This window comes from Paenibacillus sp. HGF5, from assembly GCF_000204455.1.
GTDB classification, from domain to species: domain Bacteria; phylum Bacillota; class Bacilli; order Paenibacillales; family Paenibacillaceae; genus Paenibacillus_AQ; species Paenibacillus_AQ lautus_A.
On record NZ_AEXS01000146.1, the window covers coordinates 16,018 to 42,073 of the forward strand.

At 54.3% G+C, this 26,056-nt stretch carries 23 protein-coding genes; 5 read left to right on the forward strand and 18 right to left on the reverse strand.

What is annotated here, in order from left to right; translation table 11 throughout:
- Positions 1-46 precede the first annotated feature (46 nt).
- Positions 47-994 (reverse strand): ABC transporter ATP-binding protein, encoded by a 948-nt coding sequence (locus HMPREF9412_RS23120; RefSeq protein WP_083829992.1) that lies wholly within the window; start codon positions 992-994, stop codon positions 47-49.
- 182 nt (positions 995-1,176) lie between these two features.
- On the opposite strand from HMPREF9412_RS23120, the gene HMPREF9412_RS23125 reads away from it, so the two are divergent.
- Both HMPREF9412_RS23125 and HMPREF9412_RS23130 read left to right on the forward strand, forming a co-directional pair.
- The gene (locus tag HMPREF9412_RS23125; protein ID WP_254664103.1) at positions 1,177-2,337 is read left to right on the forward strand and encodes a sensor histidine kinase; all 1,161 of its coding nucleotides are present in this window, start codon (positions 1,177-1,179) and stop codon (positions 2,335-2,337) included.
- 48 nt (positions 2,338-2,385) lie between these two features.
- A complete protein-coding gene (locus tag HMPREF9412_RS23130) occupies positions 2,386-3,036 on the forward strand; it encodes a response regulator (protein ID WP_009594224.1) in 651 nt (216 codons plus the stop codon).
- An 80-nt stretch (positions 3,037-3,116) separates the two neighbouring features.
- Here the strand turns inward: HMPREF9412_RS23130 and HMPREF9412_RS23135 are convergent, their stop codons facing one another.
- The 5 genes from HMPREF9412_RS23135 to ftsE form a co-directional block, all read right to left on the reverse strand.
- Complete coding sequence (locus HMPREF9412_RS23135) at positions 3,117-4,439, reverse strand: PDZ domain-containing protein (RefSeq protein WP_009594260.1); 1,323 nt, start codon at positions 4,437-4,439, stop codon at positions 3,117-3,119.
- A 91-nt stretch (positions 4,440-4,530) separates the two neighbouring features.
- Entirely contained in the window at positions 4,531-6,003 is a 1,473-nt protein-coding gene (locus HMPREF9412_RS23140; protein WP_009594249.1) for a S41 family peptidase, read from the reverse strand.
- Between the two features lie 130 nt (positions 6,004-6,133).
- Positions 6,134-7,402 carry a murein hydrolase activator EnvC family protein gene (locus HMPREF9412_RS23145; protein ID WP_009594217.1) on the reverse strand — a complete coding sequence of 423 codons (1,269 nt, stop codon included), beginning with the start codon at positions 7,400-7,402 and terminating at the stop codon, positions 6,134-6,136.
- A 27-nt stretch (positions 7,403-7,429) separates the two neighbouring features.
- Positions 7,430-8,338 (reverse strand): permease-like cell division protein FtsX, encoded by a 909-nt coding sequence (gene ftsX, locus HMPREF9412_RS23150; protein WP_009594209.1) that lies wholly within the window; start codon positions 8,336-8,338, stop codon positions 7,430-7,432.
- Complete coding sequence (ftsE, locus tag HMPREF9412_RS23155) at positions 8,328-9,014, reverse strand: cell division ATP-binding protein FtsE (protein ID WP_015737694.1); 687 nt, start codon at positions 9,012-9,014, stop codon at positions 8,328-8,330. Before ftsE ends, ftsX begins: the two co-directional genes overlap by 11 nt.
- 206 nt (positions 9,015-9,220) lie before the next feature.
- Between ftsE and HMPREF9412_RS23160 the strand changes: the two genes are divergently transcribed.
- On the forward strand, positions 9,221-10,657 hold the full coding sequence (locus tag HMPREF9412_RS23160) for a VanW family protein (protein ID WP_009594227.1): 1,437 nt from the start codon (positions 9,221-9,223) through the stop codon (positions 10,655-10,657).
- A 73-nt stretch (positions 10,658-10,730) separates the two neighbouring features.
- Here the strand turns inward: HMPREF9412_RS23160 and HMPREF9412_RS23165 are convergent, their stop codons facing one another.
- Positions 10,731-11,471: a hypothetical protein gene (locus HMPREF9412_RS23165; RefSeq protein WP_009594273.1), complete on the reverse strand. Its 741-nt coding sequence runs from the start codon at positions 11,469-11,471 to the stop codon at positions 10,731-10,733.
- 59 nt (positions 11,472-11,530) lie between these two features.
- A complete protein-coding gene (locus HMPREF9412_RS23170) occupies positions 11,531-12,259 on the reverse strand; it encodes a polymer-forming cytoskeletal protein (RefSeq protein ID WP_009594270.1) in 729 nt (242 codons plus the stop codon).
- Between the two features lie 416 nt (positions 12,260-12,675).
- Between HMPREF9412_RS23170 and HMPREF9412_RS23175 the strand changes: the two genes are divergently transcribed.
- On the forward strand, positions 12,676-13,449 hold the full coding sequence (locus tag HMPREF9412_RS23175; protein WP_009594263.1) for an alpha/beta hydrolase: 774 nt from the start codon (positions 12,676-12,678) through the stop codon (positions 13,447-13,449).
- A gap of 203 nt (positions 13,450-13,652) precedes the next feature.
- Here HMPREF9412_RS23175 and argH read toward each other — a convergent pair whose 3' ends face one another.
- From argH to HMPREF9412_RS23215, 8 genes are all read right to left on the reverse strand, one after another.
- Complete coding sequence (argH, locus tag HMPREF9412_RS23180) at positions 13,653-15,068, reverse strand: argininosuccinate lyase (protein ID WP_009594251.1); 1,416 nt, start codon at positions 15,066-15,068, stop codon at positions 13,653-13,655.
- 131 nt (positions 15,069-15,199) lie between these two features.
- Positions 15,200-16,432: an argininosuccinate synthase gene (locus HMPREF9412_RS23185; protein ID WP_009594207.1), complete on the reverse strand. Its 1,233-nt coding sequence runs from the start codon at positions 16,430-16,432 to the stop codon at positions 15,200-15,202.
- A 106-nt stretch (positions 16,433-16,538) separates the two neighbouring features.
- The gene (gene argF, locus HMPREF9412_RS23190; RefSeq protein ID WP_009594235.1) at positions 16,539-17,495 is read right to left on the reverse strand and encodes an ornithine carbamoyltransferase; all 957 of its coding nucleotides are present in this window, start codon (positions 17,493-17,495) and stop codon (positions 16,539-16,541) included.
- Between the two features lie 58 nt (positions 17,496-17,553).
- Positions 17,554-18,771: an acetylornithine transaminase gene (locus HMPREF9412_RS23195; protein WP_009594252.1), complete on the reverse strand. Its 1,218-nt coding sequence runs from the start codon at positions 18,769-18,771 to the stop codon at positions 17,554-17,556.
- A gap of 260 nt (positions 18,772-19,031) precedes the next feature.
- A complete protein-coding gene (gene argB / locus HMPREF9412_RS23200; RefSeq protein ID WP_009594268.1) occupies positions 19,032-19,868 on the reverse strand; it encodes an acetylglutamate kinase in 837 nt (278 codons plus the stop codon).
- A 32-nt stretch (positions 19,869-19,900) separates the two neighbouring features.
- Positions 19,901-21,127, reverse strand: coding sequence for a bifunctional glutamate N-acetyltransferase/amino-acid acetyltransferase ArgJ (gene argJ / locus HMPREF9412_RS23205; RefSeq protein ID WP_009594216.1), 1,227 nt, complete (start codon positions 21,125-21,127; stop codon positions 19,901-19,903).
- A gap of 19 nt (positions 21,128-21,146) precedes the next feature.
- Entirely contained in the window at positions 21,147-22,202 is a 1,056-nt protein-coding gene (gene argC / locus HMPREF9412_RS23210) for an N-acetyl-gamma-glutamyl-phosphate reductase (RefSeq protein WP_036673269.1), read from the reverse strand.
- A 238-nt stretch (positions 22,203-22,440) separates the two neighbouring features.
- Positions 22,441-23,010, reverse strand: a complete 570-nt coding sequence (locus tag HMPREF9412_RS23215) for a GNAT family N-acetyltransferase (RefSeq protein WP_009594244.1) — start codon at positions 23,008-23,010, stop codon at positions 22,441-22,443.
- A gap of 152 nt (positions 23,011-23,162) precedes the next feature.
- Here HMPREF9412_RS23215 and HMPREF9412_RS23220 point away from each other — a divergent pair, with 152 nt between their 5' ends.
- Positions 23,163-23,705 (forward strand): hypothetical protein, encoded by a 543-nt coding sequence (locus HMPREF9412_RS23220; RefSeq protein WP_009594218.1) that lies wholly within the window; start codon positions 23,163-23,165, stop codon positions 23,703-23,705.
- A gap of 102 nt (positions 23,706-23,807) precedes the next feature.
- On the opposite strand, the gene HMPREF9412_RS23225 is transcribed toward HMPREF9412_RS23220, so the two are convergent.
- Complete coding sequence (locus tag HMPREF9412_RS23225) at positions 23,808-24,713, reverse strand: YitT family protein (protein WP_009594247.1); 906 nt, start codon at positions 24,711-24,713, stop codon at positions 23,808-23,810.
- A gap of 27 nt (positions 24,714-24,740) precedes the next feature.
- A protein-coding gene (gene prfB / locus HMPREF9412_RS23230) for a peptide chain release factor 2 (RefSeq protein WP_139084064.1) occupies positions 24,741-25,854 on the reverse strand; the annotation gives its coding sequence in 2 pieces (ribosomal slippage) (positions 24,741-25,781 and positions 25,783-25,854; 1,113 coding nt in all).
- Between the last annotated feature and the right edge of the window lie 202 nt (positions 25,855-26,056).

A 26,056-nucleotide genomic window follows, 5' to 3' on the forward strand; every position in this document is an offset into this window, starting at 1 on the left:
TTCGGTATTCCTCCTTCATGGATTCCTCTGCTCGTGTCCGTTATGATCAATCGCGAAGCGTTCGCCCGGTCAGGCTGAGAAACAGCGTTTCAAGCCCCGGCTCCTCGCACTGCAGAGAGCGAAGCGTTGTATGGTGTTTACTGCAAATGAATAAAATATCCTGCAGCTCATCCTGAGCTGACGGTACATAGACCTCGACCTCGTTATCATTCTGCGCGACGCGCCTAACGCGCGGGTGAATGGTCAGTTCCTCCACCAGATCCGGTGTGATCCCATCAGCAGTAAGAATGATTTTTTCCTCATGCGCCACGCGTGCCCGAAGCTCCTGCTGCGTCCCGCAGGCGATAACATGACCTTGATCCATGATGGCCACCCGGTCGCTGATCGCGGCAACTTCCTCCATGTAATGACTTGTATAAATAACGGTAGAACCCATGCGGTTCAACGTCTTCACCGATTCCAGGATATGATTCCGGGACTGCGGATCAATCCCCACCGTCGGCTCATCCATAATAATCAGCTTCGGACGATGCGTAATCGAGCATGCAATATTCAGTCTTCGTTTCATCCCCCCGGAGAAGGTGGACGGCCTTTCTTTCGCCCGATCTTGCAGGCCGACAAACGCCAGCGCCTCCTCCACCCGCTCCTTCAGCAGCTGGCCGCGCAGCCCGTACAATTTCGCGAAAAAAGCGACATTGTCCCAGGCCGGCATCTCTTCGTACAGCGCCAGATCCTGGGGCACCAGCCCAATTCTCCGTTTCACTTCCAGCGGCTGCTCCTCGATGGAGATACCGTCTATTTTGATGATGCCCTGATCCTTCGCCAGAAGGCCGCAGATCATATTGATGGACGTGCTCTTGCCCGCTCCGTTCGGTCCCAATAATCCAAAAATCTCGCCTTCGTTCACTTCCAGATTCATATGATCCACCGACAGCTTGCTACCATATCGTTTTACGACATCCTTCATCTCCAGAAAGACCGTCATCATCATCATCTCCATTTCCCTCGTATCCATCTGTTGATTACATTCTATCTGGAATCGCCGGATTTTTAAGGTAGAGGAAGTCACCTTATAGGGTGACGAAAGTCATCTCCTTGCCGAAAACATCCATGTGCTATAATGAAGCCAATCGTTTGAACGGTTTGACTTTACAATGGAAAAGGGTTGGATCGCACGTGACATCTCCACTTGCCTATCTCAGGTACGGCCTCATTCTCCTGCCCGCCGCAGCGGACATCTTTTTGCAGCAGCTCGACGATTACGGGGAGTATATGGTGTACATCCTGCTATTTCTGGCGATTGCGGTACTGAGCCGCTTCCTCCCTTCGCCTGCTTACCGGAAAGCAGCCATACTGCTGGAAATCCCGTTGTCCCTATGGCTATGCCACCAATACGGCTTCATGATGGTATTCCTGACCATCTCCTCCCTATGCGTCTATCTGCCCTTGTTCGAGCGGCCTGGCAGGCTGTGGCTGGCATTCGGTCACCTTGCACTGCTCAACATCGCGATTACCGATTACGATGCGCTGCTGCATACGACAGCCAATCTGCTGTTTCTGTTCTTGGCTGTGACGTTCCACCGCATCCATGAAATGAACCAGAAGGAATTGGATCACATTCATTTATACGACGAGCTGAAAAGACTGCATTTCCAGCAGGACGAGGCAGGCAGGCAGCTGCTTCAGTTCGCCCATCAGGTGGAAAGCGCGGCCCAGGCCGAGGAGCGTAACCGCATCTCCCGCCAGCTGCATGACGATATCGGCCATCGGCTGATTCGCGTCAAAATGATGATGGAAGCCGCTCTTCATATCGTGCCGCAGGATGCCGCCCGGGGCATGGATATGCTTCACCAAATCCGCGACCAGCTGGGGGAGAGCATGGAGCAGATGCGGACCGCCGTGAAACAGATGAATCCGTCAAGGCGGATCACGGACGATTATTCCCTGGATCGGCTGCTGGAGGAGACTGGCAGGGAGACCGGAATCGAGACCGAGCTTGTGCTGCAGGGGGTTCCTTATCCGCTTTATCCAAGCCAACAGGTGGTATTATACAAAAATGCCCGTGAAGCCATCACCAACGCCATACGCCACGGCCAGGCCAAGCGGGTCCAAATTACTCTCCAGTACGGAGACGAGGAAGTTCGAATGGAGGTCTCCAACGATGGAACGGTCCAAGAGGAGGCGAACCCGATCGCTGCGGCAGACCGCCATGGCATCGGGATAAGCGGCATGCTCGAGCGAACCAAAGTGGTAGGAGGAACGCTGGAGGTAAGAAAATCCGTGCCTTTTACCGTCATCACCCGGCTGCCTGTCTACCGGAAGCGCGAGATTATGTAACTGACATGACGGCAGCACCCTAATTTATAGAAAGGATCGTGGCTATCCATGATATCCGTATTGATTGCAGATGATGACCCGTTCATTCGGGAAAGCTTGAAACTGTTGGTGGGGATGGATCCGGATATCGAAGTATCGGCTGTCGCGGAACACGGGGAGGAGGCTCTATCGTTATTGATGGACGGACTTCATGCCGACGTCCTGCTCATGGACATCCGGATGCCGGTATGCGACGGCGTGGAAGGAACCCGGCGTATTCGCGAGCGATACCCTGATGTACGGGTGCTGATGCTGACTACCTTCGATGACGATGATTATATCGTGGAGGCGCTGCGGAACGGGGCCAGCGGTTATCTGCTGAAGAACATTCCGCCCGATCGCATCATCCAGGGGATCAAAACGGTGCATGACGGTAACATGCTGATACATCCCGATATCGCCCGCAAGCTGACCGGCATGCTTCGTCCAACCCCGCAGCCAGTCCCGAGATCCGCTGAGTTGGAACAGTTCGGGCTCACCCCTGCCGAGAAAAAGGTCGTCGCCCTTATCGCGGAGGGCCTGTCCAATAAGGAAATTGCCGCGCAGCTTTACCTAAGCGAAGGCACCGTCAAAAACTACGTCACCGATATTCTGGGCAAGCTGAATCTTCGGGACCGGACGCAAATCGCTATCTTTTATTTAAAAAAGGTACAGGGCTAGTCCCCGCTTATCCTTTACATAACGGAATGAAGCTAAAAAACGGGCCCTTGTCCATATTGGACAAAGGCCCGTTTGCCGTATCACGATGAAGGGAATCCGGCTTCTTCGGAACCGCCGGACGTCTTGCTGCCGGAAGCCCCCCGCTTGCTGCGAATATGAAGTTTATTCGCCAGCAGCGTGATCAAGCTTACCGGCTTCAACCCCACCGCGATGCCATCCATAGGGTCGGGCGCCACGATAGCACCCAGCTGATGATGATCCCCTGCGTAAATCGCGCGCTGCAGAAATTTGCTCTCCCCTTGATGGTTCTGAACCTCCAGCTTGCAGAAGGCCGGATTCTGGCGCAAGGCGCTGTGCAGCTGCTCCTTGCTGTGAATCAGCTTACCGTTCACCTTGAGGATCGTCTCCCCTGCCAAAATGCCGAGCTCGCTTGCCGGACTGTCCGGCAGCACGGCGAGAACGCGTAATCCGCGTACCGGATGCACAAACATCGGGCTGCGCTGCTGTTCCTCGTATCTGCTGTACCATACCAAGCCCTCATGCAGCAGCAGCGCCGCTAATGCGGCCGCAATGGTAAGCGGCGACCACCACTCGGCCAGCAGGCTCAATGCCAGCACAATCGCCCCATAGAATATGAGACGCTTCGACGTAATCCCTGCCTTCTCCTGCGGGAGCATGCTCTGCGTCATCTCACCGAAGCCGATCACGACCGGGAGTGCCATCATAGTAAAGCCCGTACTCCAGGCATCGCCGCCGAAAAACGGCGTCCACGGAAGCACGCTGCCCCCGCCAACCGCCGGAACGAGCAGGAACAACGGCAGCGGCCAGAAGCTCTGCATATGATAGCCGCCGACAAGCTTGCCGCGCTTGCCCTCCAGGAACAGCGGTGTGGCAAATCCCGACCCTTGTACCCTTACCAGCAAAGCTTCAGCAAAATGCAGAACGGCGGACAACGCCAGCAAGGCCGGAATGTCCAAACCAAGGATGGTTGCCGTTACCTGATGAATCCAGCCTTCCGGCTGCCAATTCGGAAACCAGCCCAACACAAACTGAATGATCCCGAGCAGACCGATGGAATAGGCAAAGCATAAGTACCGGATATGAAACAGCATCAGGATCAGCGAAGTCACCCATATGCATATAATGGCTTCCAAGCTTAATGATATCCCCAAGAAGGCCACCACGATGGACACGCCGATGCCTGCCGCCAGTCCCCCTAGAAACGTACGCCAGGTCTGCAATCCCCAGGAATGCAGCTTCACATGGAACAGCTTGCGCTCCACCAACACCTGCCTTCGGTAAAACAGCATGACAAACAAAATCGAAATATAATAAAAGGGCTGCGTCAGCAGTTGTATGCCTGCATCTATCCCATACATCAGCAGTTGTTTCAATGTCTCCAACGGCTTGCCACGCTCCTTTCGGTTCCAAGATGCTTCGAAGTTTACGCTTTCTGATATCTCCAAAGAAAAAGAAGGCTAACGTTCAGCCTTCTTACTTGTTCGACGCCTTAGCGGCGATTTCCTTCCGAACCTCGGCAATTCCGCGATTCATTTGGTTATCCTCTTTCGGATCCTGAATCTTCTCGATCAATGCCGCTTCCAATGCCTCGGCTGTAGCGCTGTTAATGATGCCGTCCGCTTTCAGCTTGTGCTTGCTCTGGAAGCTCTTGACCGCCTTCTCCGTATTCCGGTCGAAGTAACCGTCCGTGCGTCCTGCCGCGTAACCAACCGCTTCAAGCATAATCTGCGCGTTCTTCACATCGGTGCTGTTCGTGTCGTACGCATAGGTTTTCTTCTTATCGATCGGCGCAACGGTAAAGTATTCAGGCTGCGACACCTTAATATCCGGCTCGATTCCCTTCTCATGGATCCAGGTGCCGTTTGGCGTCAGCCATTTCGCAATGGTCACCTTGAGCAGGCTTCCGTCGCCAAACTGCTTGTCAAAGCTCGTTTGCACGGTCCCTTTTCCGAAGGAGTGCTCGCCCATCAGGGTAGCTCCGGCGGACTGCTGCAATGCGCCTGCCAAAATCTCGGAAGCGCTGGCGCTGCCCTTGTTCATCAGCACCGTAATCGGGTACGATTTGGCCACGCCACCCGAAGGATGCTTCTCCCGCTTCTTATCCTTGTCTTCGACCTGAACGATCAGCTCGCCTTTAGGCACGAACTGCTCTGCGATGTCGATGACAACGGACAGCACGCCGCCGGGATTGTTCCGGACGTCGATCAGCAGTCCCTTCATGCCTTGGCTTTCCAGCTTCTTGAGCTCTTCCTTAAAGCGTTCGCCCGTATTCAGCGAGAATTGGGAAATCTCGATCACGCCGATTCCGCCCTTCTCCATCCGTGCCGACACGGTTTCCAGATCGACGTCATCCCGAACGATAACATACTCGATCGGCTGCTCGGATCCTGCCCGCTTGATCTGAAGGACGGCCTTGGAGCCCTTCGGACCGCGAATCTTGTTAACGGCCGCATTCAGCTCAAGGCCCTGCAAGGATTCGCCATTGACGGAAAGGATGGTATCCTTGGCCCGAATGCCGGCTTTATCCGCAGGCGATCCCTTGATCGGGGATACAACGACGACGCTGCCGTCAACGGAGGACACTTCCGCGCCAATCCCCGTGAAAGAGCCCTCAATGCTTTCTTCAAACTGGGCCGCCGTTTCTTTGCCCATATAGTTGGAATACGGATCTTCCAGCGCTTCCATCATCCCGTTGATAGCGCCGTCGATCAGCTTCGACCGATCGATATCCTTGTAATAATTGCTTTCGATGAGGTCAATCGCTGTCCCCAGTTTCTTCGCTTCGGACTGCTCCAGTCCATTCCTGTTCGCGATGCTGGCCAGCAATCCCTCGCCGCCGTCTCCGGTCTGACTAGGAGCAGGCAGCTGGGTCAAAGCCATCGTTAACAGTCCGCCGCACAGCATGGCAGCGATGACCAGAAAGACAGCCGTTCGTTTTTTCAGCAAGTACTTCACCGCCTTTGTACGTTTCAACTGCTACACACAGGGGAATCCCGTCCACCTAGTATATGATTGGCTTGCCGGGAATATTTATACAGCGGTATTGAAGGTTATATGGCTTGCGTCATCATTTCTGTTACAGATAAGGCGATGGATTCACTGGCGATCCGTTGACCCGAACCTCAAAATGAAGATGCGGTCCCGTGCTCTGACCCGTGGAGCCTACTTCGGCAATCTTCTGCCCTCTGGACACCTTGTCGCCTTCGCTGACTTTAATGCCGCCGTTGCGGATATGCCCATACAAGGTCCATACGCCGCCCCCATGATCAACAATAACACAGTTTCCGTAACCGCTCCACCACTCGGCCAAGATGACCGTGCCGCTCTCGGCTGCGCGGATCTCGGTCCCTTGCGGAACGGCGAAATCCTGACCCGTGTGCATCTTGCCAACCTCGCCCGTTACCGGATGGACGCGCGGTCCGTAACCGGAGGAGAGTCTGGCCCCGGAGACCGGTATCGCAAACGGTCCGCCGTTGCCGGTATACCCGCCGCCGCCTTTGCTGCCGCCGAGGGTTGTCGCCTTCGCTCTCTTCGCCGCAGCCGCTTTGGCCGCCGCCGCTTTACGGGCCGCTTCTTCGGCAGCAAGCTTATTCTTTTCCTTCTGCAGGTCCGAACGCTTGCTTGCCAGGGCAACCAGCATTTTATCCTGCTCTTCGGTCAGGATGTCCGCATCCTCGATATCTTGATCGTACTGGGCCAGCAGAACGCGCTTCTCCTGTTCCTTCTCGTTGAGGATGCTCTTGCGGTCCTCCATCTGGCCGTACAGGTCCTTGGCGGTCGCATATTGCCCCTCAAGCTCTTTCTTCTTGTCGATAACCAGCAGCTTGTCCTGCTTATGCTGCACCAGCAAATCCTGGTCCTGGTCGACGATGGTCTTCAAGGAATCGGCACGCTCAATAAAATCGCTGAAGCTGGTTGCGGAGAGCAGCACATCCAGATACGATACTTGCCCATCCATATAGATGAGGCGAATCCGGGATTCCAACAGCTTCTCTCGGGATGCGATGCGCTCCTCCGCCGCTTCAAGCTCCTTGGTCGTTGTTCTCAGCAAATCCTCCGTCTCCTCGATCTTGACGGAAATCTTGGTCAATTCATTGCTGACGATACTGATTTGCTCCATCACAAGTTTCAGGTTCTTCGTCGTTTTATTCTTATAATGCTGGGCTTCTTGTTTATTTTCCGCTGCCTTGCTCTTCTGCGCACGCGCTTTCTTGACCTGCTCCTGAAGCACCCTTAGCTCTTTGTCTACATCGGCTGCGGTCTTCTTCTCGGCTTGTCCGACGGTCGGTTGGATCATAACAGTGGCCAGTAATAAGGCTGCTACTCCTGCGGCGATTTTCTTCAAGTTTCGCTCCCCATCCTTTACCTTGTTTTATACTTTCAAAAATTTACGTATCGACATGGTGCTGCCCCAAATGCCAATGACAATGCCAAGGGCCACGATGATGGTCCCGAGCAGCAGCCACAGATCTCCCAATGGAATCAGGCTCTGCGCCAGCGTCAAATCCGTTTGCGACGCGGCGTACAGGCGATTGTAGCCTATAAACAGCAGCGTAACCGTAATGATCGAGCCCAGGAGGCCGATCATGGCTCCTTCCACGAAGAACGGCCAGCGAATGAAGTTGTTGGTCGCGCCGACAAGCTTCATGATGCCGATCTCGCGGCGACGGGCCAAAATCGTTACCCGAATGGTGTTCGAAATCAGAAACATGGACATCAAGCCGAGTCCCGCAACGAAAATAAAGCCGATATTCCGCACCGTTTTCGTAATCTTGAACAAGGTTTCTACCGTGCCCTCCCCGTACTTGACGCGCAGGATCGGCTCTTCCACATACTTCTCGTTCAGCGCGGTAATCTTGTCGGCAACAAAGCCGACCGTGGTCGGTTCGATGACGGAAACCTCAAATGCGTCCGGTAGCGGATTCTGGTCCGCTTCGCTGAAGCCTTCCACCCATTCGGAGCCGAGGCTTTCTTCAAGCTCCTTCATGCCCTCTTCCTTGGACACGAATTTGATGGCGCTGACTTCCGGCATAGCCTCGATCTCGCCTTTGACGGTTTCGCGCAGTTTCTCGTCCACATTGAGATTCAAGTACGTATTGATTTGCACATTGCTATCTGCTTTATCGGCTAATGCGTTCACATTCATGACTAACAGCATGAAAACGCCCAGTATAAATAATGACACCACGATGGACGTAATCGATGCGACCGACATCCATCCATTCCGGAAAACGCTCTTCGCCCCTTCCCGCAAGTGCCGCAAGAAGGTTCTAAAATTCATACCCGTACTCTCCTCTCTGCTGGTCGCGGACGATCTGTCCGTGCTCAATCGCAAGTACGCGCTTACGCATCGTGTTCACGATATCCCTGTTGTGGGTAGCCATCACGATGGTGGTTCCCCTGAAATTGATTTCGTCCAGCAGCTGCATGATGCCCCATGAGGTTTCGGGGTCCAGGTTGCCCGTAGGCTCGTCCGCAATAATGACGGACGGGTTGTTCACGATCGCCCTGGCGATGGCGATCCGCTGCTGCTCTCCGCCGGAGAGCTGGGATGGCTCGCGGTTCGCCTTGGCTTTCAGGCCAACCAGATCCAGCACCTCCATAACCCGTCTCTTGATGAGACGCTGCGGCGCTTCGATAACCTCCATGGCAAAAGCTACATTTTCGTAAGCAGTCAGTTTGGGAAGCAGGCGATAGTCCTGAAAAATAACCCCGATATTTCGGCGAACATAGGGGATTTTGCGCTGCTTCAGCTTCCCGATATTAAATCCGTTAACGGAAATTTGGCCTTTGGTCGGCACTTCTTCTCTATAGATAAGTTTCATGAATGTCGATTTGCCGGCACCCGACGGTCCGACAACATACACGAATTCATTGCGGTTAATGGTAACAGAAACTCCTTGAAGCGCATGGGCGCCGCTCGGATAAGTCTTCCATACGTCCTGCATTTCGATCACTTCATCACTTCCCAATCCATAATTAGCCATTATACTTTCGACAGTTTCCATCGAATTCCTTTAAAATCCAAGAAAAATCCTCACGACATCGTCTATTGTAACAAATTTGTTACCTTTTGAGTACCCGAAAGTTTAAGCCCACCGTGACATATACATGAACAAGTGCATGAACTGCGGCCAATACGAAGTTAAGAAGGTGGTTTCGAATGAAAAAAATTCATCTCGGTCTCATCATTGTCATCAGTTTCGCTCTTCTCCTCTCCGTCGGTTTCGGTTTATTGACGATGTACGCGAACCAAAAGGAGCTGCCGAAGGGAATGGTTCTCTCCGGCTGGCAGGTAGGGGGGCAGCCCGCCGACGAGGTTTTGTCCGAGCTGGAACAGCGGCTTCAAGCCATCACAAGCATCAAGGTGACGCTGGAGTCGGAGGCCCTGAAAGGGCACACGGAAAGCTTCAGTCTCCAAGAAGCCGGCGTTCGGTTCAGCGCAGCCGAATTCAAGGAAGCCATCGCCAAGCTGTCCGAAGGATCGCTATGGGAACAGGTTCTTTACCGGCGGCAGTTTCAGCTGGAATGGCATATATCCACGGAGTGGGATCGCGACGTATTGAAAGAGCGGTTAAACGAAGACTGGCAAAAAGAACGCTTTGGAGAGCCTGTCAATGCGGTACGAAGCATTTCCGATGACGATGTGGTCCGGTATACCCCGGAGAAAACCGCTTACCGCATCGATTGGGCTGCGTTCTATGAAGGGTTCAGCGCCGCGCTTCCGAACGAGTCCCACTTCATGGAACCGAATCCTGAAGAAGCTATTGCGGTGCAGCTGCCTCTTATCCGCCAAAAGCCTCCCGTTACCGTAAAGTCGCTGCAGGACGAGGGCATTGAGCGAAAAATCATTGAATTCTCCACCGGTCTCGGATCCAGCGGGCCCGGACGCGTACATAACGTGACCGCTGCCGCCAAAGCCGTGGACGGCATGATTCTGAAGCCCGGCGATGAGTTCAATTATGCTCATATCATAGATGTTGCGAAGAAGGAGTACGGTTTCAAAGAGGCTCCCGTCATCGTGAACGGCAAGCTGGTGCCTGGTATCGGGGGCGGGATCTGCCAGGTATCCAGCACGGTGTATCATGCCGCCCTGCTGATGGGGCTCGAGATCACCGAAAGGCGGAATCATTCCCTTCCGGTCAGCTATTTGCCCAAGGGGCAGGACGCCACCTTTGCCGAAGGGGCGATCAACTTTCGCTTCCGAAACAATACGGGCAAGCATCTGCTTATCCTGTCCGAGGTATCGCACGGCAATTTAACGCTGAAGATGTTCGGCACCTTCCCGGAGAATACGGAATACGAGCTGGTATCCACCACGATCGAAACCTTGCCGTCCCCGGAAAAGGTCATCCACAACAACTCGCTGCCGCCGGGATTGAAGCAGGTGGTTCAGAACGGAAAACCAGGTTATGTGGTAGAAACCTATCGAACCAAGAAAGTGAACGGGAAGGTCGTGGAGAACGTGAAAATATCCAAGGATACCTACCGTCCCCAGAACAGCATCGTTGCCATCAATCCGACCAACGAGGTCCCGCTGCCGGATGCGAATGAAATGCCCAAAGAGGAAGTCGTCGAGGACGGTATCAGCGCTCCGTAAATCGAAGCTGACACGAAACAGCCCGTATTCGCGAATCGAATCGCGAATACGGGCTGTTTTCCTTGCCGTTATTTTAATGCCGTGCATCGATTTTATAATAGCTTCCGATTTCTGCCTGGGCATCTGCGCTGAACGTCTCTGTATATTCCACCCGGCCGATCGAGCAGCCCTTTCCGATATGGACTTTCCTGCCCCTGACCATGGCCGCTCTCGTATTCTCCAGCGTGATATCCTCGCCTTCAATCAGCTCGGCGTTCAGATATCCGATCCGGGAGGAACGGAACCATTTGGCCAGCAACGTTGGTGCTACGAAGACCGTGCGGCTTCGGAGTTCGTTGACGCGCGAGGCTTGCGTAACGAGCCTCAGCGTCAATTCCCGAGCTATCACGGACCCGCTCACGCGTAGTATGCCGCGGACCGTCATCTCTTCGGCTTCCAGGTTGCCGCCAACATCCAAGGTACCATTCACGACGCCTTTGACCGCAAACAGATCGGCTCCCGTGCTCAAGCCGCCATTGATTCCGATGCGGCTGATCCTAACGCTTCCGCCGGCATCCAAGCTTCCATTCACCCGGACTTGCTCCATCTGGACATGATGAGACACCTTCACATGGCCGTTCACTCTAGCCTGCCTTCCGAGCAGGCTTCCGTTTATGACCGCGCTCCCGTTGCAGCGTAGCAGATGGCAATCCGTGTCGCCATGAATGACGCCTTCACCGTTTATCCGAAGCTTGCCGATAATACCGCCGCCAACGACACCGTCACCCGTTATGGAAACACCGGGTCTTTCTACGACTGTTCCGTTATGCACCATATCGCTGCCTCCTTGCCATCTATTCGGCCTATGCCCGGATGCTTGACCCGATGTCGCCCTTAAAACCACCGGGATGCTCTAACCTGGGCTTCCGGGTGCTGCGTCAATTCATCCCGGTATTCCACTTGCCGAATCTCGCAACCTGGGCCGAGAATCACCCGGTTGCCGCGAACGATATCGGCTTCGACATACTCTAGATCCAGGACATCGCCCTCAATAATGCGTGCCTCCAGCCGCGTTCCCCGTAATGGCAGGGACAGCATCTCCCAGAGACGCTTTCCTTTTTTGCGGATCGTGATCCGGTCTCCGACGATTTCCTGCGCAAGGCAGCGGCCCAACAGCCGAATATCAGCTGTTCCTACATGCAGGCGGCCATCGATCTTGAAGCCCCCATGAAACGTGGCAGTTTCACTCCGCACGTCACCATGGCTTCTCAGGTTTCCGGTTACATCAAGCCTCTTCGATTCGGAATCACCGTGAATGCTGCAATGCCCCCCGATAAAAATGGACCGGCTGCGCACGCCTCTCTTCACGCTCAGGCTGCCGGCTACATGCAGCTCCTCCGCGTCCACCGTCCCCTTAACGGTTCCCGAACCGTTCACGCGAATCTTGTCGGCAGCTACGTCGCCGTTCAAACTCATCGTTCCGTTGCCTGTTAATTCCCGGCAGTCCAGATCTCCATTCACCTGACCGGCACCATCGATTCGCACCTTGCCGTATTGGCCGCCGCTTGAGCTGCCGGTTCCCGTAATCTTCAGATCGGACAGTTTATCGTCATGTGGTATCATGAGCATACTCCTCCAGATTCACAAATAGGATCATCATGCTATATCTTAACTGGACATTCGCTGAACTTCTAAATCAATGCTATTGAATCCTCCACCAGATGGAGCCATAATCTCCCTCTAAGATAACACAACGCAGCGCATCATAGAACAGCCCGATGGCTGAACCTCGCCTCGGTCTGAAGACCGAGGCGTTTTATGCACGATTCATTCCATCCGATTCAATTCGGTCGCTGACCGCCTTTATGCTCCTGGAGAATGGCGAAGCTTCCGAACGCAGCAGACTTTAAATCCATTCTCGCCCGCCGCAGACGATGACTTAGATTTACTTGGAGCAAGGGAGATCGATTGTGATATGATCCTAATAGGCTCGTCATTTTGATCTCTCATTTCCAAAAATGAAAGGGGATACATAATCCATGGCTCTTATGCAATGTCACTTTTACTCGGAGGTGCTCGGTCTCAGCACGTCCATGACCGTCATTCTCCCTCAGCAAACCTCTTCACAAATCGGCATGACGAATCATGCCAAAAGCGGTCTGCATCCGACGCTCTTCCTCCTGCACGGCCTGTCCGACGACGATTCCATCTGGCTGCGCAGAACCTCCATCGAACGCTACGTGGCCGAGATGGGCATTGCCGTCGTTATGCCGCAAGTGCATCGCAGCTTCTATACCGACATGGAATACGGCGGCAAATACTGGACCTTTATCAGCCAGGAGCTGCCGGCCATCGCCCGTTCCTTCTTCCCGTTATCCCACGCGAGGGAAGATAACTTCGTCGCCGGGTTGTCCATGGGCGGCTACGGGGCGTTCAAGCTTGCCCTTCGCTGTCCCGAATCCTTCGCCGCTGCTGCCAGCCTGTCGGGCGCGCTCGACATGGCGGGTCATATTAATAGGAACGAGGCTTTGTTTGAGCATCGTTTAGTCTACGGAGATCGGGACATTACCGGCACCGACAATGACCTGTTGTGGCTGCTTCAGGAAGTGGACCGCTCGGAGGGACCGAAACCGCTGCTGTATCAATGCTGCGGAACGGAAGACTTCCTCTACCAAGACAATCAAGCGTTCCGCAAAGCCTGCGAAGCAACCTCCCTGGATCTCACGTATCAGGAAGGGCCGGGCGGTCATGATTGGGGATATTGGGATACCCACATCCAGGATGTTCTGAAATGGCTTCCGTTGAAAGCCTGATGAACCCATAATATGCACGCCATGAACGTGCCGGCGGCACATTCCCGGTTCCATGGGATGTACTGGGTGTACTTCTCTTCGTGAGAGGATTTTAGGCAATCCCTCATTCAACGGATCTCATCGTTACACAACAAAAGGTGGATCAGCAAATGTAACATTTGCCGGTCCACCTTTATTTTTGCTACGTCAGGTTTTCTGTATCCTTACTCTACATTCCCCTGGCGGAGACCCAGCCATTCTTCCGTGACCTGGAGGGTCTGCACGCTGCGGTCGATCGCCGCTTTCACCTGCTCGGTTGCCGTGCCGCCGTAAACGTTACGCGCATTGACCACCGTCTCGGGTTGAAGCACGCCATAGATGGAGTCGTCGAACAGCTCGGAGAACTGTTTGAATTCATCCAGCGTCAGGTCCAGCAGGTATTTGTTGTTCTGAATGCAGTACAATACGGTCTTGCCGATCACTTCGTGCGCCTGGCGGAACGGAAGACCTTTGCCGACCAGGAAGTCCGCAATGTCCGTTGCATTCGAGAAGTCGGTGTTCACCGCTTCGCGCATGCGGCCTTTGTTGACCTTCATCGTGGCAATCATCGGCGCGAACAGCTGCAATGCGCCTTCCAGCGTAGCCACCGTGTCGAACATGCCCTCTTTGTCTTCCTGCATGTCCTTATTATAAGCAAGCGGCAGCGACTTCAGCACGGTGAGCAGACCCATCAGGTTGCCGTATACCCGCCCGGTTTTGCCGCGGACAAGCTCGGGCACGTCCGGGTTCTTCTTCTGCGGCATAATGCTGCTGCCCGTGCAGAACGCATCATCCAGCTCGACGAAGTTGAACTCGGTGCTGCTCCAAAGCACCAGCTCCTCGCTCAGGCGGGACAAGTGCATCATGATGATGGAAGCATCCGAGAGGAATTCCAGGATAAAGTCGCGGTCGCTGACCGCATCCAGGCTGTTCTCGTAAACGCCGTCGAAACCGAGCTGCTCGGCCACGAAATGGCGGTCGATCGGGAACGTTGTGCCCGCAAGCGCGCCTGCCCCGAGCGGCAGCACGTTAATGCGCTTATAGCTGTCGATCAGACGGTCGATATCCCGCTGGAACATGGACACGTAAGCCATCAGATGATGCGCGAACAGAATCGGCTGCGCACGCTGCAGATGCGTATACCCTGGAATAATCGTATCCAGGTTATCCTTGGCTTGCCCAATCAACGCGGTCTGCAGCTCGTGCAGCATGCCGGTCAAAGCCACGACGCGGTTGCGCAAATACAAGTGCATGTCCGTTGCCACCTGGTCGTTACGGCTGCGGCCCGTGTGGAGCTTGCCGCCGACAGGTCCGATTTCCTCGATCAGATTCTTTTCGATGTTCATATGGATATCCTCATCCGATACGGAGAACTCGATGCTGCCCTCACGGATGCGCTCCAGCACCTTGTTCAAGCCGGCTTTGATCGTCTCCACGTCCTCCGCCGGCACGATGCCGCATTTGCCCAGCATGGACACATGCGCAAGGCTTCCCTGGATGTCCTCCTCGGCCAGCTGCTTGTCAAAACCGATGGATGCCGTATATTCCTCTACCAATGCGTTGGTCTGCTTCGTAAAGCGTCCGCCCCATAACTTGCTCACAACACTTGCCCCTCTCTGATTTAAGGCAGAGGGCCGCTTCCCGCTTAAGAGGTTCCGTTCGTCCCGTTCAACGAGAATCGACGGAGCTCTCCAGCATGAAAACGGCCTTCAGCCTGTTCATTATTGTTAACTTATTGATTCTGATTCACGCCGGTTGCCACTTTCAAACGCAATGCGTTCAAGCGGATAAAGCCGGTAGCGTCGCCTTGATCGTAAGCTTGCGTTGGATCGGCTTCCATCGTGGCGATGTCCGGGTTGTACAGGCTTACCGGACTCTTCACGCCTGCGCCGATCACATTGCCTTTGTACAGCTTCACGCGCACCGTACCCGTAACGTTCCTCTGGCTCTCGGTCACCAGCGCCTGCAATGCCAGACGCTCCGGCGCAAACCAGAAGCCGTTATAAACCAAGGTGCTGTAGCGGGTAATCAGGCTGTCGCGCAGGTTCATCACTTCACGGTCCATCGTAATGGACTCCATTTTGCGATGAGCGGTGAACAGGATCGTGCCGCCCGGTGTCTCATAGACGCCGCGGCTCTTCATGCCGACAAAACGGTTCTCCACCATATCCACGCGACCGATGCCGTGCTTGCCGCCCAGCTCGTTCAGCTTCTCCATCACTTGCAGCGGGCTCATCGATTCGCCGTTCAGCGCAACGACATTCCCTTGCTCGAACGTAAGCTCGAGGTATTCCGCCTCATCCGGCGCATCCTCAGGCGATACGCTGAGCAGGTACATATCCTTGCTGTCCTCCGCGCTTGCATCAAACCAAGGATCCTCCAGCACGCCGCTCTCGTAACTGATATGGAGCAGGTTGCGGTCCATGGAGTAGGATTTGGCAGCGGATGCCGTTACCGGAATGCCGTGCGCTTCCGCGTAAGCGATCATCTCCGCGCGTCCCGGGAAGGAGTTACGGAACTCCTCGATGCGCCAAGGCGCGATCACTTCAATGTCCGGTGCCAAGCCGGCTACGCCCAGCTCAAAACGAACCTGGTCGTTCCCTTTACCCGTAGCGCCGTGCGCAATCGCCGTCGCGCCTTCGGCACGTGCGATATCCACCATGCGTTTCGCGATCAACGGACGCGCGATGCTGGTGCCGAGCAGGTACTGCCCTTCGTACATGGCACCCGCCTGGAACATCGGGAAGATGAAATCATTCGCAAATTCGTCGCGCAGATCGTCGATGTATACTTTGGAGGCGCCGGTCGCCAGCGCTTTTTCCTCAAGTCCGTCCAGCTCTTCCTTTTGGCCGATATCGGCCGTGAAGGCAATGATCTCCGCATCGTAGGTTTCTTTCAGCCACTTCAGAATGACAGACGTATCCAAACCGCCGGAATACGCCAGTACGATTTTTTGTTTTGCCATGGTTAAACTCCCTCTCTTTGTTACTAACAACCCTGTCCTTCATTATACTAAAGAAAACGTCCATTGACGCATTTTCATAGAGAATGTTCGCTGGTCATCGGCGGCTCTATGCCATCAAAGCAACCATCAAGGCCTTCTGGGCATGGAGACGGTTCTCGGCCTGATCGAAAATGACGGAATTGGCACCGTCGATCACGCCTTCGCTGACCTCTTCGCCGCGGTGGGCCGGGAGGCAATGCAGGAACAAATAATCCGGCTTCGCCGCTTTCACCAGCTCTTCGTTTACCTGGTAGTCCGCAAACGCGGCTTCCCGCTGTGCCTGCTCCTCTTCAAAGCCCATGCTTGCCCATACATCCGTGTAGATCACGTCCGCATCCTTCGCGGCTTCGAGCGGATCTTGGGTGATCGTGATTTTGCCGCCCGTTTGCGCCGCGATTTCCTCGCTCAGCTTCACGATGCTGGCATCCGCCTCATAGCCCTTTGGACTGGCTACGGCCACATGCATGCCCATCTTGGCACCGCCGATCAGGAGCGAATGCGCCATGTTGTTGCCATCGCCGATAAAGGCCATTTTGAGGCCTTTCAGCTTGCCCTTGTGCTCCAGCACCGTCTGCAAATCAGCCAGCACCTGACATGGATGCGCCATGTCGCTCAGGCCGTTGATGACCGGAATCGAAGCATATTTCGCCAGGTTGACCACGTTGTCGTGCCCGAAGGTACGGATCATCAGGCCGTCCAGATAACGGGACATCACCTGCGCCGTATCGCTGATCGGCTCGCCGCGTCCAAGCTGAATATCGTTTTTGCTCAAAAAGAGTGCATGTCCGCCCAACTGGAACATCCCAGCCTCGAACGACACCCGCGTCCGCGTGGACGACTTCTCAAAAATCAAGCCGATCGTCTTGCCTTTCAGCGGCTGATAGACTTCCCCGTTCTTCTGCTTGCGCTTGATCTCGATTGCCGAATCGAGCAAGAACTGAATCTCTTCCGTCGAGTATTCGTCCAGCTCGATCATATCCCGCCCTTTCAGGCTTAATTCCTTCAATTGTCCGCTAGCGGCCATATTCTTCAGTCCTCCTTAACCATGCTGTTATTGTCCATAATGCTGCTGCACGAATCTTTTATGCTTGGCTAACCGCCGTATGCTCATGTATAAGTTCCGTAACGATCGATACTGCCTGGTCGATCTCTTCTTTAGTGACGTACAGATTCGGAAGCAGCCGGATCACGTTTGGTCCTGCCGTTACGAAGAGCAGCCCGCGGCTCTGTCCTTTCAGCACCAGCTCGCCAACCGGTTCGACGCATTCGATGCCGATCAGCAGGCCTTTCCCCCGGATCGCCTTCACAAAAGGATGATTTCCCAGGCTCTCATTCAGCTTCGTCATCAAATATTCTCCGGCTTCGGCCGCGCGCTGCGGCACGTTGTCCTCCAGCATCGTCTCGATGGTGGCCTGGATGACGGCGCTGGCAATCGGCGTGCCGCCAAACGTCGTAGCATGGCTTCCTGCCGTGAAGGCTTCGCGCAAGTAAGCTTTGCCCAGCATCGCGCCGACCGGGAACCCGGAGCCGAGCCCTTTGGCCACGGTGAAAATGTCCGGCTCAATGCCGTAATGCTCGTGCGCAAACAGCTTGCCGGTCCGGCCCATGCCCGTTTGCACCTCATCCACGATCAGCAGCAGTCCGTGCTTCTTGCACAGCGCGGTGACGGCTTGAAGGAATTCCGGTTCCACCGGATGCACGCCGCCCTCCGCCTGCACCATCTCGATCATGATGGCTGCGGTATTGTCGTTAATGGCTGCTTCCAGCGCCGGAAGGTCATGCAGGGGAACGCTTTTGAAGCCTGCAGGAAGCGGAAGGAAGCCTTCCTTCACCTTATCCTGGCCGGTGGCCGTCAGCGTAGCCAGCGTCCGACCATGGAAGGACTGGGTAAACGTAATGACTTCGTAGCGTCCCGTTCCCTTCACCTTCTGATGATAGCGGCGTGCCAGCTTAATGGCCGCTTCGTTCGCTTCGGCCCCGCTGTTGCAGAAGAAGACCGCATCCGCGCAGGTGTTGGCTGTCAGCAGCTCGGCTGCTTTTTCCTGGCCCGGAATGTAGAACAGGTTCGAGACGTGCCACAATTCATCCAGCTGGGCCTTCAGCTTTTCTTTCACTTTTACCGGGGCATGGCCGAGATTCGTTACCGCCAGACCGGCCATAAAATCAAGATACTTGTTGCCTTGATCATCCCATAGCCAGCTGCCTTCCCCTTTGACCAGGGCGATTGGGTATCTAGCGTACGTTTGGAACAACGAGCTTTCATTAGCGGCTTTGATGCCGCCTGCTGCTTCTTTTCCCATAGCCTTCACACACTCCTTTGCATTTGGCATTGCTTCGTGTTTCACGTTTGAACCATCCTACGATATGAACATCCATTAAGCTTAACCAGCACTGCGAATTCGGATCATTCCTCCGATCCCTGTTGCCCACAGATTTTTGGAATCATGTAAACAAGGATAAATTCCGTGGACAAAGGGGCCCGCTTCGCTTCTCCGGAATGATTCCGCCTTCTCCGTTGAAGTTTTTTATAGTTCCGGTTTGAATATCAAACCGTGCCTGATTACATCCGGACGATACGCGTACCCAGTACTTCGCCTCCAAGGACTCGGCTCAGCACGTTCGGCTCGCTTCCGTCCACGATGACGACCTCGCTCACTTTGCCGTGAATGCAGCTAATGGCTGCTCTTACCTTCGGTATCATGCCGCCATAGATTTCGCCCGTTCCGATCATATCCTCGATCTCCTGCACCGTCACGGTCGGAAGCACCCGCTTCTCGCCGCCCGATCCCTTCATGATCCCCGGCACGTCGGTGACAACGATCATCCGGTTAACGCCCAGATGAGAAGCCACGGCACCAGCCGCCGTATCGGCATTGATGTTATAGCGCTGACCGGATGGATCCACGCCGATCGGCGCAACCACCGGCATGTACCCCATCTCCAGCACGCCGCTCAGGATCGATGACTTCACAAGCGTAACATCGCCAACCCAGCCAACCTCCGCATGGTTCGTCACCGGTTTGGCCTCGATCAGCCCGCCGTCCGAACCGGACAAGCCGATGGCAGAGCCGCCCACGCTTTGAATCCGTCGTACAATCTGTTTATTGATGGTGCCCGCGAGCACCATCTCCACGACGTCCAGCACATCCTCCGTCGTCTTGCGCAGCCCGTTCACAAACTCGGTCTCGATGCCGAGTTTCTCCAGGTTGCCGGAAATTGCGGGACCGCCGCCGTGCACGATAACGGGGTTAACCCCCTTTTGCTGCAGATTCTTTAAATCCTCGAAGAAGCTGTCAGGAAGCGCAGCGAGCGTACTACCGCCGCATTTCATCACAAACGTATCCGCGCTTGAGGTTTGAACCGGCTGCGAATTCTCTTGATCGATCGTGCTCTTCATATCCATCTCCTCCGTCCTGATTTTTTAGTTATCTAAGTACGATAAGCCGCATTAATGCGGACATAGTCATAGGTTAAATCACAGCCCCAAGCCGTAGCCGACCCGCTGCCGATATGCAGCTTCACGTCGATATCCACGGTGTCGCCTTGAAGGTAAGCCAGCGCCGCATCTTCGTCAAAAGCAACGGGCCTTGACTGCTCCAGCACCGAAATCGGACCAATGGCAATATCCACCGTCTCCGGATTGACCGGACGGCCTGCGCGGCCCACAGCGGCAATGATCCGTCCCCAGTTGGCATCCGCACCGAACACCGCCGATTTGACCAGGCTGGAGCCGATGATCGTCTTGGCGATCGCTTGCGCGTCATCATCGCTTTCGGCGCCGTCCACGCGAACCTCGATCAAGCGGGAAGCTCCCTCTCCGTCACGTGCGATCGCCTTCGCCAGCTGCTGGCACACATAGTGGAAGCCGGCTGCGAATGCATCCCAATCCGGATGCTCCGGCGTTAACACGTCATGCCCCGCCAGGCCGCTGGCCATCGCAACCAGCATATCGTTGGTGCTTGTATCGCCGTCCACCGTAATCATATTAAAGGTCAGGTTGGTCGTTTGGCGCAGCAGCAGCTGCAGCGCTTCCTGACCAATGACCGCATCCGTCGTCATGAATCCGAGCATGGTCGCCATGTTCGGATGAATCATCCCCGATCCCTTCGCCGTGCCGGCGATGGTTACCTTCGTGCCGTTAACCTGTACGGTAACGCAGGCTTCCTTTTTTACCAGATCGGTTGTCAAAATCGCTTGGCTGAAGCTTTCAGCCCCTTCGCTTTCGCCGCTGAGCCGTGCAGGCAAGCCTGCAATACCGGAGGATACTCGGTCCATCTTCAGCAGCTCCCCGATGACACCCGTCGAAGCAACGGCCACATCGTTCACGTCCAGGCCGAATTGCGCAGCCGTATCGGCGCGCATGGTGTAAGCATCCTCTTCGCCCTGCTTGCCCGTGCAGGCATTGGCATTCCCGCTGTTCACGACAATCGCGCGAAGTTTACCGTCCTCCAAGCTTTCACGTGTTACCTTCAGCGGTGCCGCTTGGAACAGGTTCGTCGTATAGACGGCAGCCGCCACGGCAGGTACATCGCATACAATGACGCCCAGGTCGTTACGGTCGGTCTTCTTAAGTCCACAGTGGAGCCCGGCAGCCTTGAAGCCTTGCGGCGTTACGATGCTGCCCCCATCGATAATCGCAAACGTATTCTCTCCCATGTCTGTATCCCCCAGCCGCTTACGGATAAATCGGCGTAAACGAAAGTCCGAGGCTCTCCTCCCATCCCATCATCAAATTCAGGTTCTGGATCGCCTGCCCGGCCGCACCCTTCACCACATTATCAATGACCGATATAATGGTCACTCTGTTCGTACGCGCATCCACCGCAAATCCGATATCGCAGAAGTTCGACCCGCTGACTTCTTTTGTTGCAGGCCATACGCCCAGGTCGCGGATTCTCACAAATTTACGATCCTTGAAATACTGGCGGTACAGTTCAATGAAATCCTCTTCCGTGTAAGGACCGTTCAGCGTAGCATACATGGTGCTCATGATCCCCCTCGTCATCGGTACCAGATGCGTCGTAAAGGTGACCGTGATCGGTTCGCCCGCTACCTGCGTCAATACCTGCTCGACCTCGGGAATATGCTGATGCTTATTCACCTTGTAGGCTTTGAAGTTCTCGTTGATTTCGGCATAATGCGTCATCAGGCTCGTTCCCCGTCCTGCACCGGACACGCCGGATTTGGCGTCGATTATAAGGGATGAAGCATCGATCCAGCCCGCGCTGATGGCCGGAATCAGGCCCAGCAGCGTCGCGGTCGGATAACAGCCCGGATTGGAGATGAAATCCACATCGCGGACCTCTTCGCCAAACACTTCGCAAAGGCCGTATACGGCCTTTTCCAACAGCTCCGCGCTCGGAGCCGTGTGTTTATACCACTGTTCATATACGGCTCCATCTTTCAAGCGAAAATCGCCCGAGAGATCAATGACCTTCAAGCCTGCATCCAGCAGCTCCGGTACCAGCTTGGCACTGACGCCCGAAGGCGTAGCCGCAAATACCAAGTCGGCCACCTCGGCGATTTCCGCCGGGTTTACGCCATCCAGGTTGCGTGTGATGATATTGGTCAAATGCGGAAATCCGTCCGATATCGGTACGCCTGCCGTCGATGAAGAGATTACCGATGTAATCTCAACGCGCGGGTGCGCTTGCAGCAAGCGGATCAGTTCCACGCCACCGTAGCCGGTAGATCCAACAATAGCAACTCTTACTGTATTTGTGTCCGTCATATCCTCATCCCTCTCCCCAAGGAACAGCTGAAGGACCTTATGCAAAGGTCCCATTCATCCATCCTTCATCTCTATTCCCATGCTCATCCGTTTCCTGCGTCAAAAGCGATATGTGCTTCCAAGGTATTCATTGACTTTATCCGTCTCATAAATATGTATTATTATACGACCGTATTCATATAAATACAATGGATTATTCAAATTTGGTCCAAACTGCTAACGAGCTCCGAGGCAATGTCTATCGAGATGGATCGAATTCTTCTTTCAGAATGGAATAGAGCTTGAGGTCCCAATGCTGTCCCTTAACCTTGATCCCCTTCCTCACCGTCCCCTCATAGGACATGCCGATCTTCTCCATTACGCGCTGAGAGCCGATATTCTCCACCAAACATCGAGCCTGCACGCGTACAAGCTCCATACGTCCGAAACCAAGCTTGAGCAGCGCAGAGGCCGCCTCGGTCATGATGCCTTGCCCCCAACAATCCCGTGCCAGCACATAACCGATCTCCGCGGCCTGCTGCTCGGGCTTCCACCATACAAAATCAACCGTCCCGACCAGTCGCCCGCTCTCCTTCAGCTCGATCCCCCACGGGGCAATATCATGCTTGGCATACTGAGCCAGTATGAATTGAATAAACCGCTTGCTGTCATCGATCGAGCGATGGGTCTCCCAAGTGACGTATTTCGCCACCTCGTCATCTGAGGCATAGGCATACATCTGATCGGCATCCTGCATCGATACTCTGCGAAGGCGCAAGCGGTCGGTTTCCAGCACCGGCAAACTGCCGTAGATCTGTTCGATTTCCATTCGTAAGTCCCCCTTACTTGTTCTATAAACTAAGACTTCACGCTCCCTATTACTTTTAACCTAATAAATATGGCTATCGACCTAAACTATGCTTTGATATAATCCTCTTTAGGAAATATGTTCCTACAACTTAGATTCCTGGAGGTAAAACCATGATATTCAAAAGAACGACGGGCCTATTATGTCTTCTCTTGCTGATGTGCCTAACGTGGCAGGCTCCTCATCCCAGTTTCGCTGCCGCTTCAACCACCCAAGCCAAAACCAAACCTGCGCCAATGTTAATCCTCAATAAAAACACGGCGGCTTATTTGAAAAAGGGAGTCATTCCAGGCTTTGGCGGCGTCCAATTCGGCATGACCCAAAATCAGATCGCCTCCAAATTGGGAAAACCTGTGAGTTCATTCTACCACTACGGCGGCGAGTTTTGGAAATTCAAAAATATTTCGTATGCCGGATTTAATTTCGAAAACCCTTATACAGGCTCTAACGGCATGTGGTGTTTGTTAATAGGTAAAGAAGGCTTGCCGAACCAAACCTTTGCAGACGTCAAAAAGCATTTAGGCAGCGCCTACGAAATGTATTATAACGACATGGAAGAGGCGTACGAGATGGTCTACACTTTCGGCAAGACCCGCATCTCCTTCATGGCGGACACCGCCAAGGCAAAGATTACGCTGGTTCAGATCAGTCGGTAACGATCCCATTACATAAAAAAAGAAGTAACCCATGTTCAGACTACGCCGTCTGACGAATGGGTTACTTCTTTTTTATAGAGAGTATGCTGACGAGCCGCGAGACTACGCCTTAATATTGCGGAATCCTTCGCCCAATACCTCATGGGCATTGCTAATGATGACGAAGGCATTCGGATCCACCGATTGGACCACCGTTTTGAGACGGGGAATTTCGCTCTGTCCGACGACAACCATCAGGACCGTCCGGTGTTCGCCCGTATAGCCTCCCTCTGCGGTAAGCTTGGTTAAACCGCGGTCAAGGTCCTCGAGAATGGCCTTGGTAATCGGCTCCGTATGATCGGATATAATGTAGGCCACCTTGGTAAAGCTAAAGCCCAGCTCAATGGCATCAATCACCTTGCCTGTTACGTACAATCCAATCAGCGCGTATAGCGCCTGCTCCAGCGACAATACGAGGGCTGCCGAAGAGATTACGATCGCATCCAGCAGTACGACGCAGACGGAAAAGCTCAGACCGCTGTATTTTTGCAGGAGCTGCGCCACGATGGTCAACCCGCCGGTTGACCCCCTGCCCCGATAGACCAGCCCCATGCCGATACCGACGCCGATACCGCCATAGATGGAAGCCAGAAGCGGGTTAGAGGTTGGAATCGGCCAGTCCTTGGTCAAAAAGACGAACAGCGGCAAAATCACGCTTCCCAGCAGGGAGCGGATGCCGTAGTCGCGCCCAAGCAGCCAAAAGCCAAGCACGAACAACGGAATGTTCAGCGCCCACTGCGTAAAGGCCGGTTCAATGCCGAGCCACGCTTGCGCAAGAACGGACAAACCCGACACGCCGCCCGAGGCGATGTGATTGGGCAGGAAAAACAGATTGAACGACAGCGCCATAATAAAGGAGCCGACGATAATAAAGATTGCGTCCACCGTCTGCCGAAGCGGACCGTTGATCGGAATCAAGGGTTCTCTTTTTCGTTTGTTGATCGATGGATTGCCAGCGGATTGCGCCATAGTTCTATAAATCTCTCCTCAACGTCCTTACTCGACTTCTTGCTTGATCTGGCTGCGCAAGTACCCGTCGATAAATCCATCCAGATCCCCGTCCATGACGGCTCCAATATTACCGGTCTCCACCTGTGTACGATGGTCTTTAACCATGCTGTACGGATGGAAAACATACGAACGAATCTGGCTGCCCCATGCGATGTCGGACTGCTCGCCGCGGATTTCCGCCAATTCCTTCTGCTGCTCTTCGATCTTGCGCTCATAGAGCTTGGAACGAAGCATGGTCATTGCACGCTCACGGTTCTTGATCTGGGACCGTTCATTCTGACAGGTTACGACCACACCCGTTGGCAGGTGAGTGATCCGTACGGCCGAGTCCGTCGTATTGATATGCTGACCGCCGGCACCGCTCGCACGGTAAGTATCAATCTTCAGGTCCTCCGTGCGGATGTCCAGTTCAACCTCATCGTTAATCTCAGGAACGACGTCACAGGACACGAAGGACGTATGCCGTCTGCCCGAAGAATCGAACGGAGAGATCCGAACCAGTCGATGAACCCCTTTTTCCGCCTTCAAGTATCCGTAGGCATTAAAGCCTTTGATCAACAGGGTTACGCTTTTGATTCCCGCTTCATCGCCAGGGAGATAATCCAGCGTCTCCACCTTGAAGCCGCGCTTCTCGGCCCATCGCGTGTACATGCGGTGCAGCATTTGGCCCCAGTCTTGCGACTCGGTACCACCCGCGCCGGGATGCAGCTCAAGAATCGCATTCATTTTATCGTAAGGCTGGTTCAGCAGCAGCTGAAGCTCAAATTCCTCCACACGCCCAACCAGGTCCTTAATCGTCTCACCGATCTCTCCCGCAAGGGAGTCATCGCCCTCTTCATCCGCCAGCTCAATCATCACGACGGCATCATCGTAATCCGCCTGCAGCTTCTGATATTGATCCACGGATGACTTCACGGAATTCATTTCGGCGATTAGCGCCTGAGCCTTCTCATTATCGTCCCAGAAATCCGGAGCCGCCATCTTCTCCTCAAAATTCTCAATCATTTCCTGTTTGAGATCTAAGTCAAAGAGACCCCCTAAGATTGGTTAGTTTCTTGCTGATTTCACGCAGGTCCTGCTTCACACTTGGATCGATCATGAGTCCTCGTCCTTTCTTATCTACACGTAATAATTTCAGTATACCCTCTCCTCCATGGAAAACGTTCCATTTCAAGAGAATTTTACGTTGCTGTACCAGGAATTTCGCTGTTTATTCAGATAAACTCCCTTAAGCGCAGCAGGGGTATTCGGATCACCGTGGAAAAGACCACCATCACCCGGTTCATCTGCCGCTCTTAAGG

Bases quoted from the DNA above. Each gene is read 5' to 3' on its own strand.
- HMPREF9412_RS23220 (WP_009594218.1), top strand. From the start codon at position 23,163: ATGATATTCAAAAGAACGACGGGCCTATTATGTCTTCTCTTGCTGATG.
- argJ (WP_009594216.1), bottom strand. From the start codon at position 21,127: ATGGGAGAGAATACGTTTGCGATTATCGATGGGGGCAGCATCGTAACG.
- argF (WP_009594235.1), bottom strand. From the start codon at position 17,495: ATGGCCGCTAGCGGACAATTGAAGGAATTAAGCCTGAAAGGGCGGGAT.
- HMPREF9412_RS23175 (WP_009594263.1), top strand. From the start codon at position 12,676: ATGGCTCTTATGCAATGTCACTTTTACTCGGAGGTGCTCGGTCTCAGC.
- HMPREF9412_RS23130 (WP_009594224.1), top strand. From the start codon at position 2,386: ATGATATCCGTATTGATTGCAGATGATGACCCGTTCATTCGGGAAAGC.
- HMPREF9412_RS23195 (WP_009594252.1), bottom strand. From the start codon at position 18,771: ATGGGAAAAGAAGCAGCAGGCGGCATCAAAGCCGCTAATGAAAGCTCG.
- HMPREF9412_RS23120 (WP_083829992.1), bottom strand. From the start codon at position 994: ATGATGATGATGACGGTCTTTCTGGAGATGAAGGATGTCGTAAAACGA.
- HMPREF9412_RS23185 (WP_009594207.1), bottom strand. From the start codon at position 16,432: ATGGCAAAACAAAAAATCGTACTGGCGTATTCCGGCGGTTTGGATACG.
- argC (WP_036673269.1), bottom strand. From the start codon at position 22,202: ATGACGGACACAAATACAGTAAGAGTTGCTATTGTTGGATCTACCGGC.
- HMPREF9412_RS23170 (WP_009594270.1), bottom strand. From the start codon at position 12,259: ATGATACCACATGACGATAAACTGTCCGATCTGAAGATTACGGGAACC.
- HMPREF9412_RS23165 (WP_009594273.1), bottom strand. From the start codon at position 11,471: ATGGTGCATAACGGAACAGTCGTAGAAAGACCCGGTGTTTCCATAACG.
- HMPREF9412_RS23160 (WP_009594227.1), top strand. From the start codon at position 9,221: ATGAAAAAAATTCATCTCGGTCTCATCATTGTCATCAGTTTCGCTCTT.
- HMPREF9412_RS23225 (WP_009594247.1), bottom strand. From the start codon at position 24,713: ATGGCGCAATCCGCTGGCAATCCATCGATCAACAAACGAAAAAGAGAA.
- argB (WP_009594268.1), bottom strand. From the start codon at position 19,868: ATGAAGAGCACGATCGATCAAGAGAATTCGCAGCCGGTTCAAACCTCA.
- ftsX (WP_009594209.1), bottom strand. From the start codon at position 8,338: ATGAATTTTAGAACCTTCTTGCGGCACTTGCGGGAAGGGGCGAAGAGC.
- HMPREF9412_RS23215 (WP_009594244.1), bottom strand. From the start codon at position 23,010: ATGGAAATCGAACAGATCTACGGCAGTTTGCCGGTGCTGGAAACCGAC.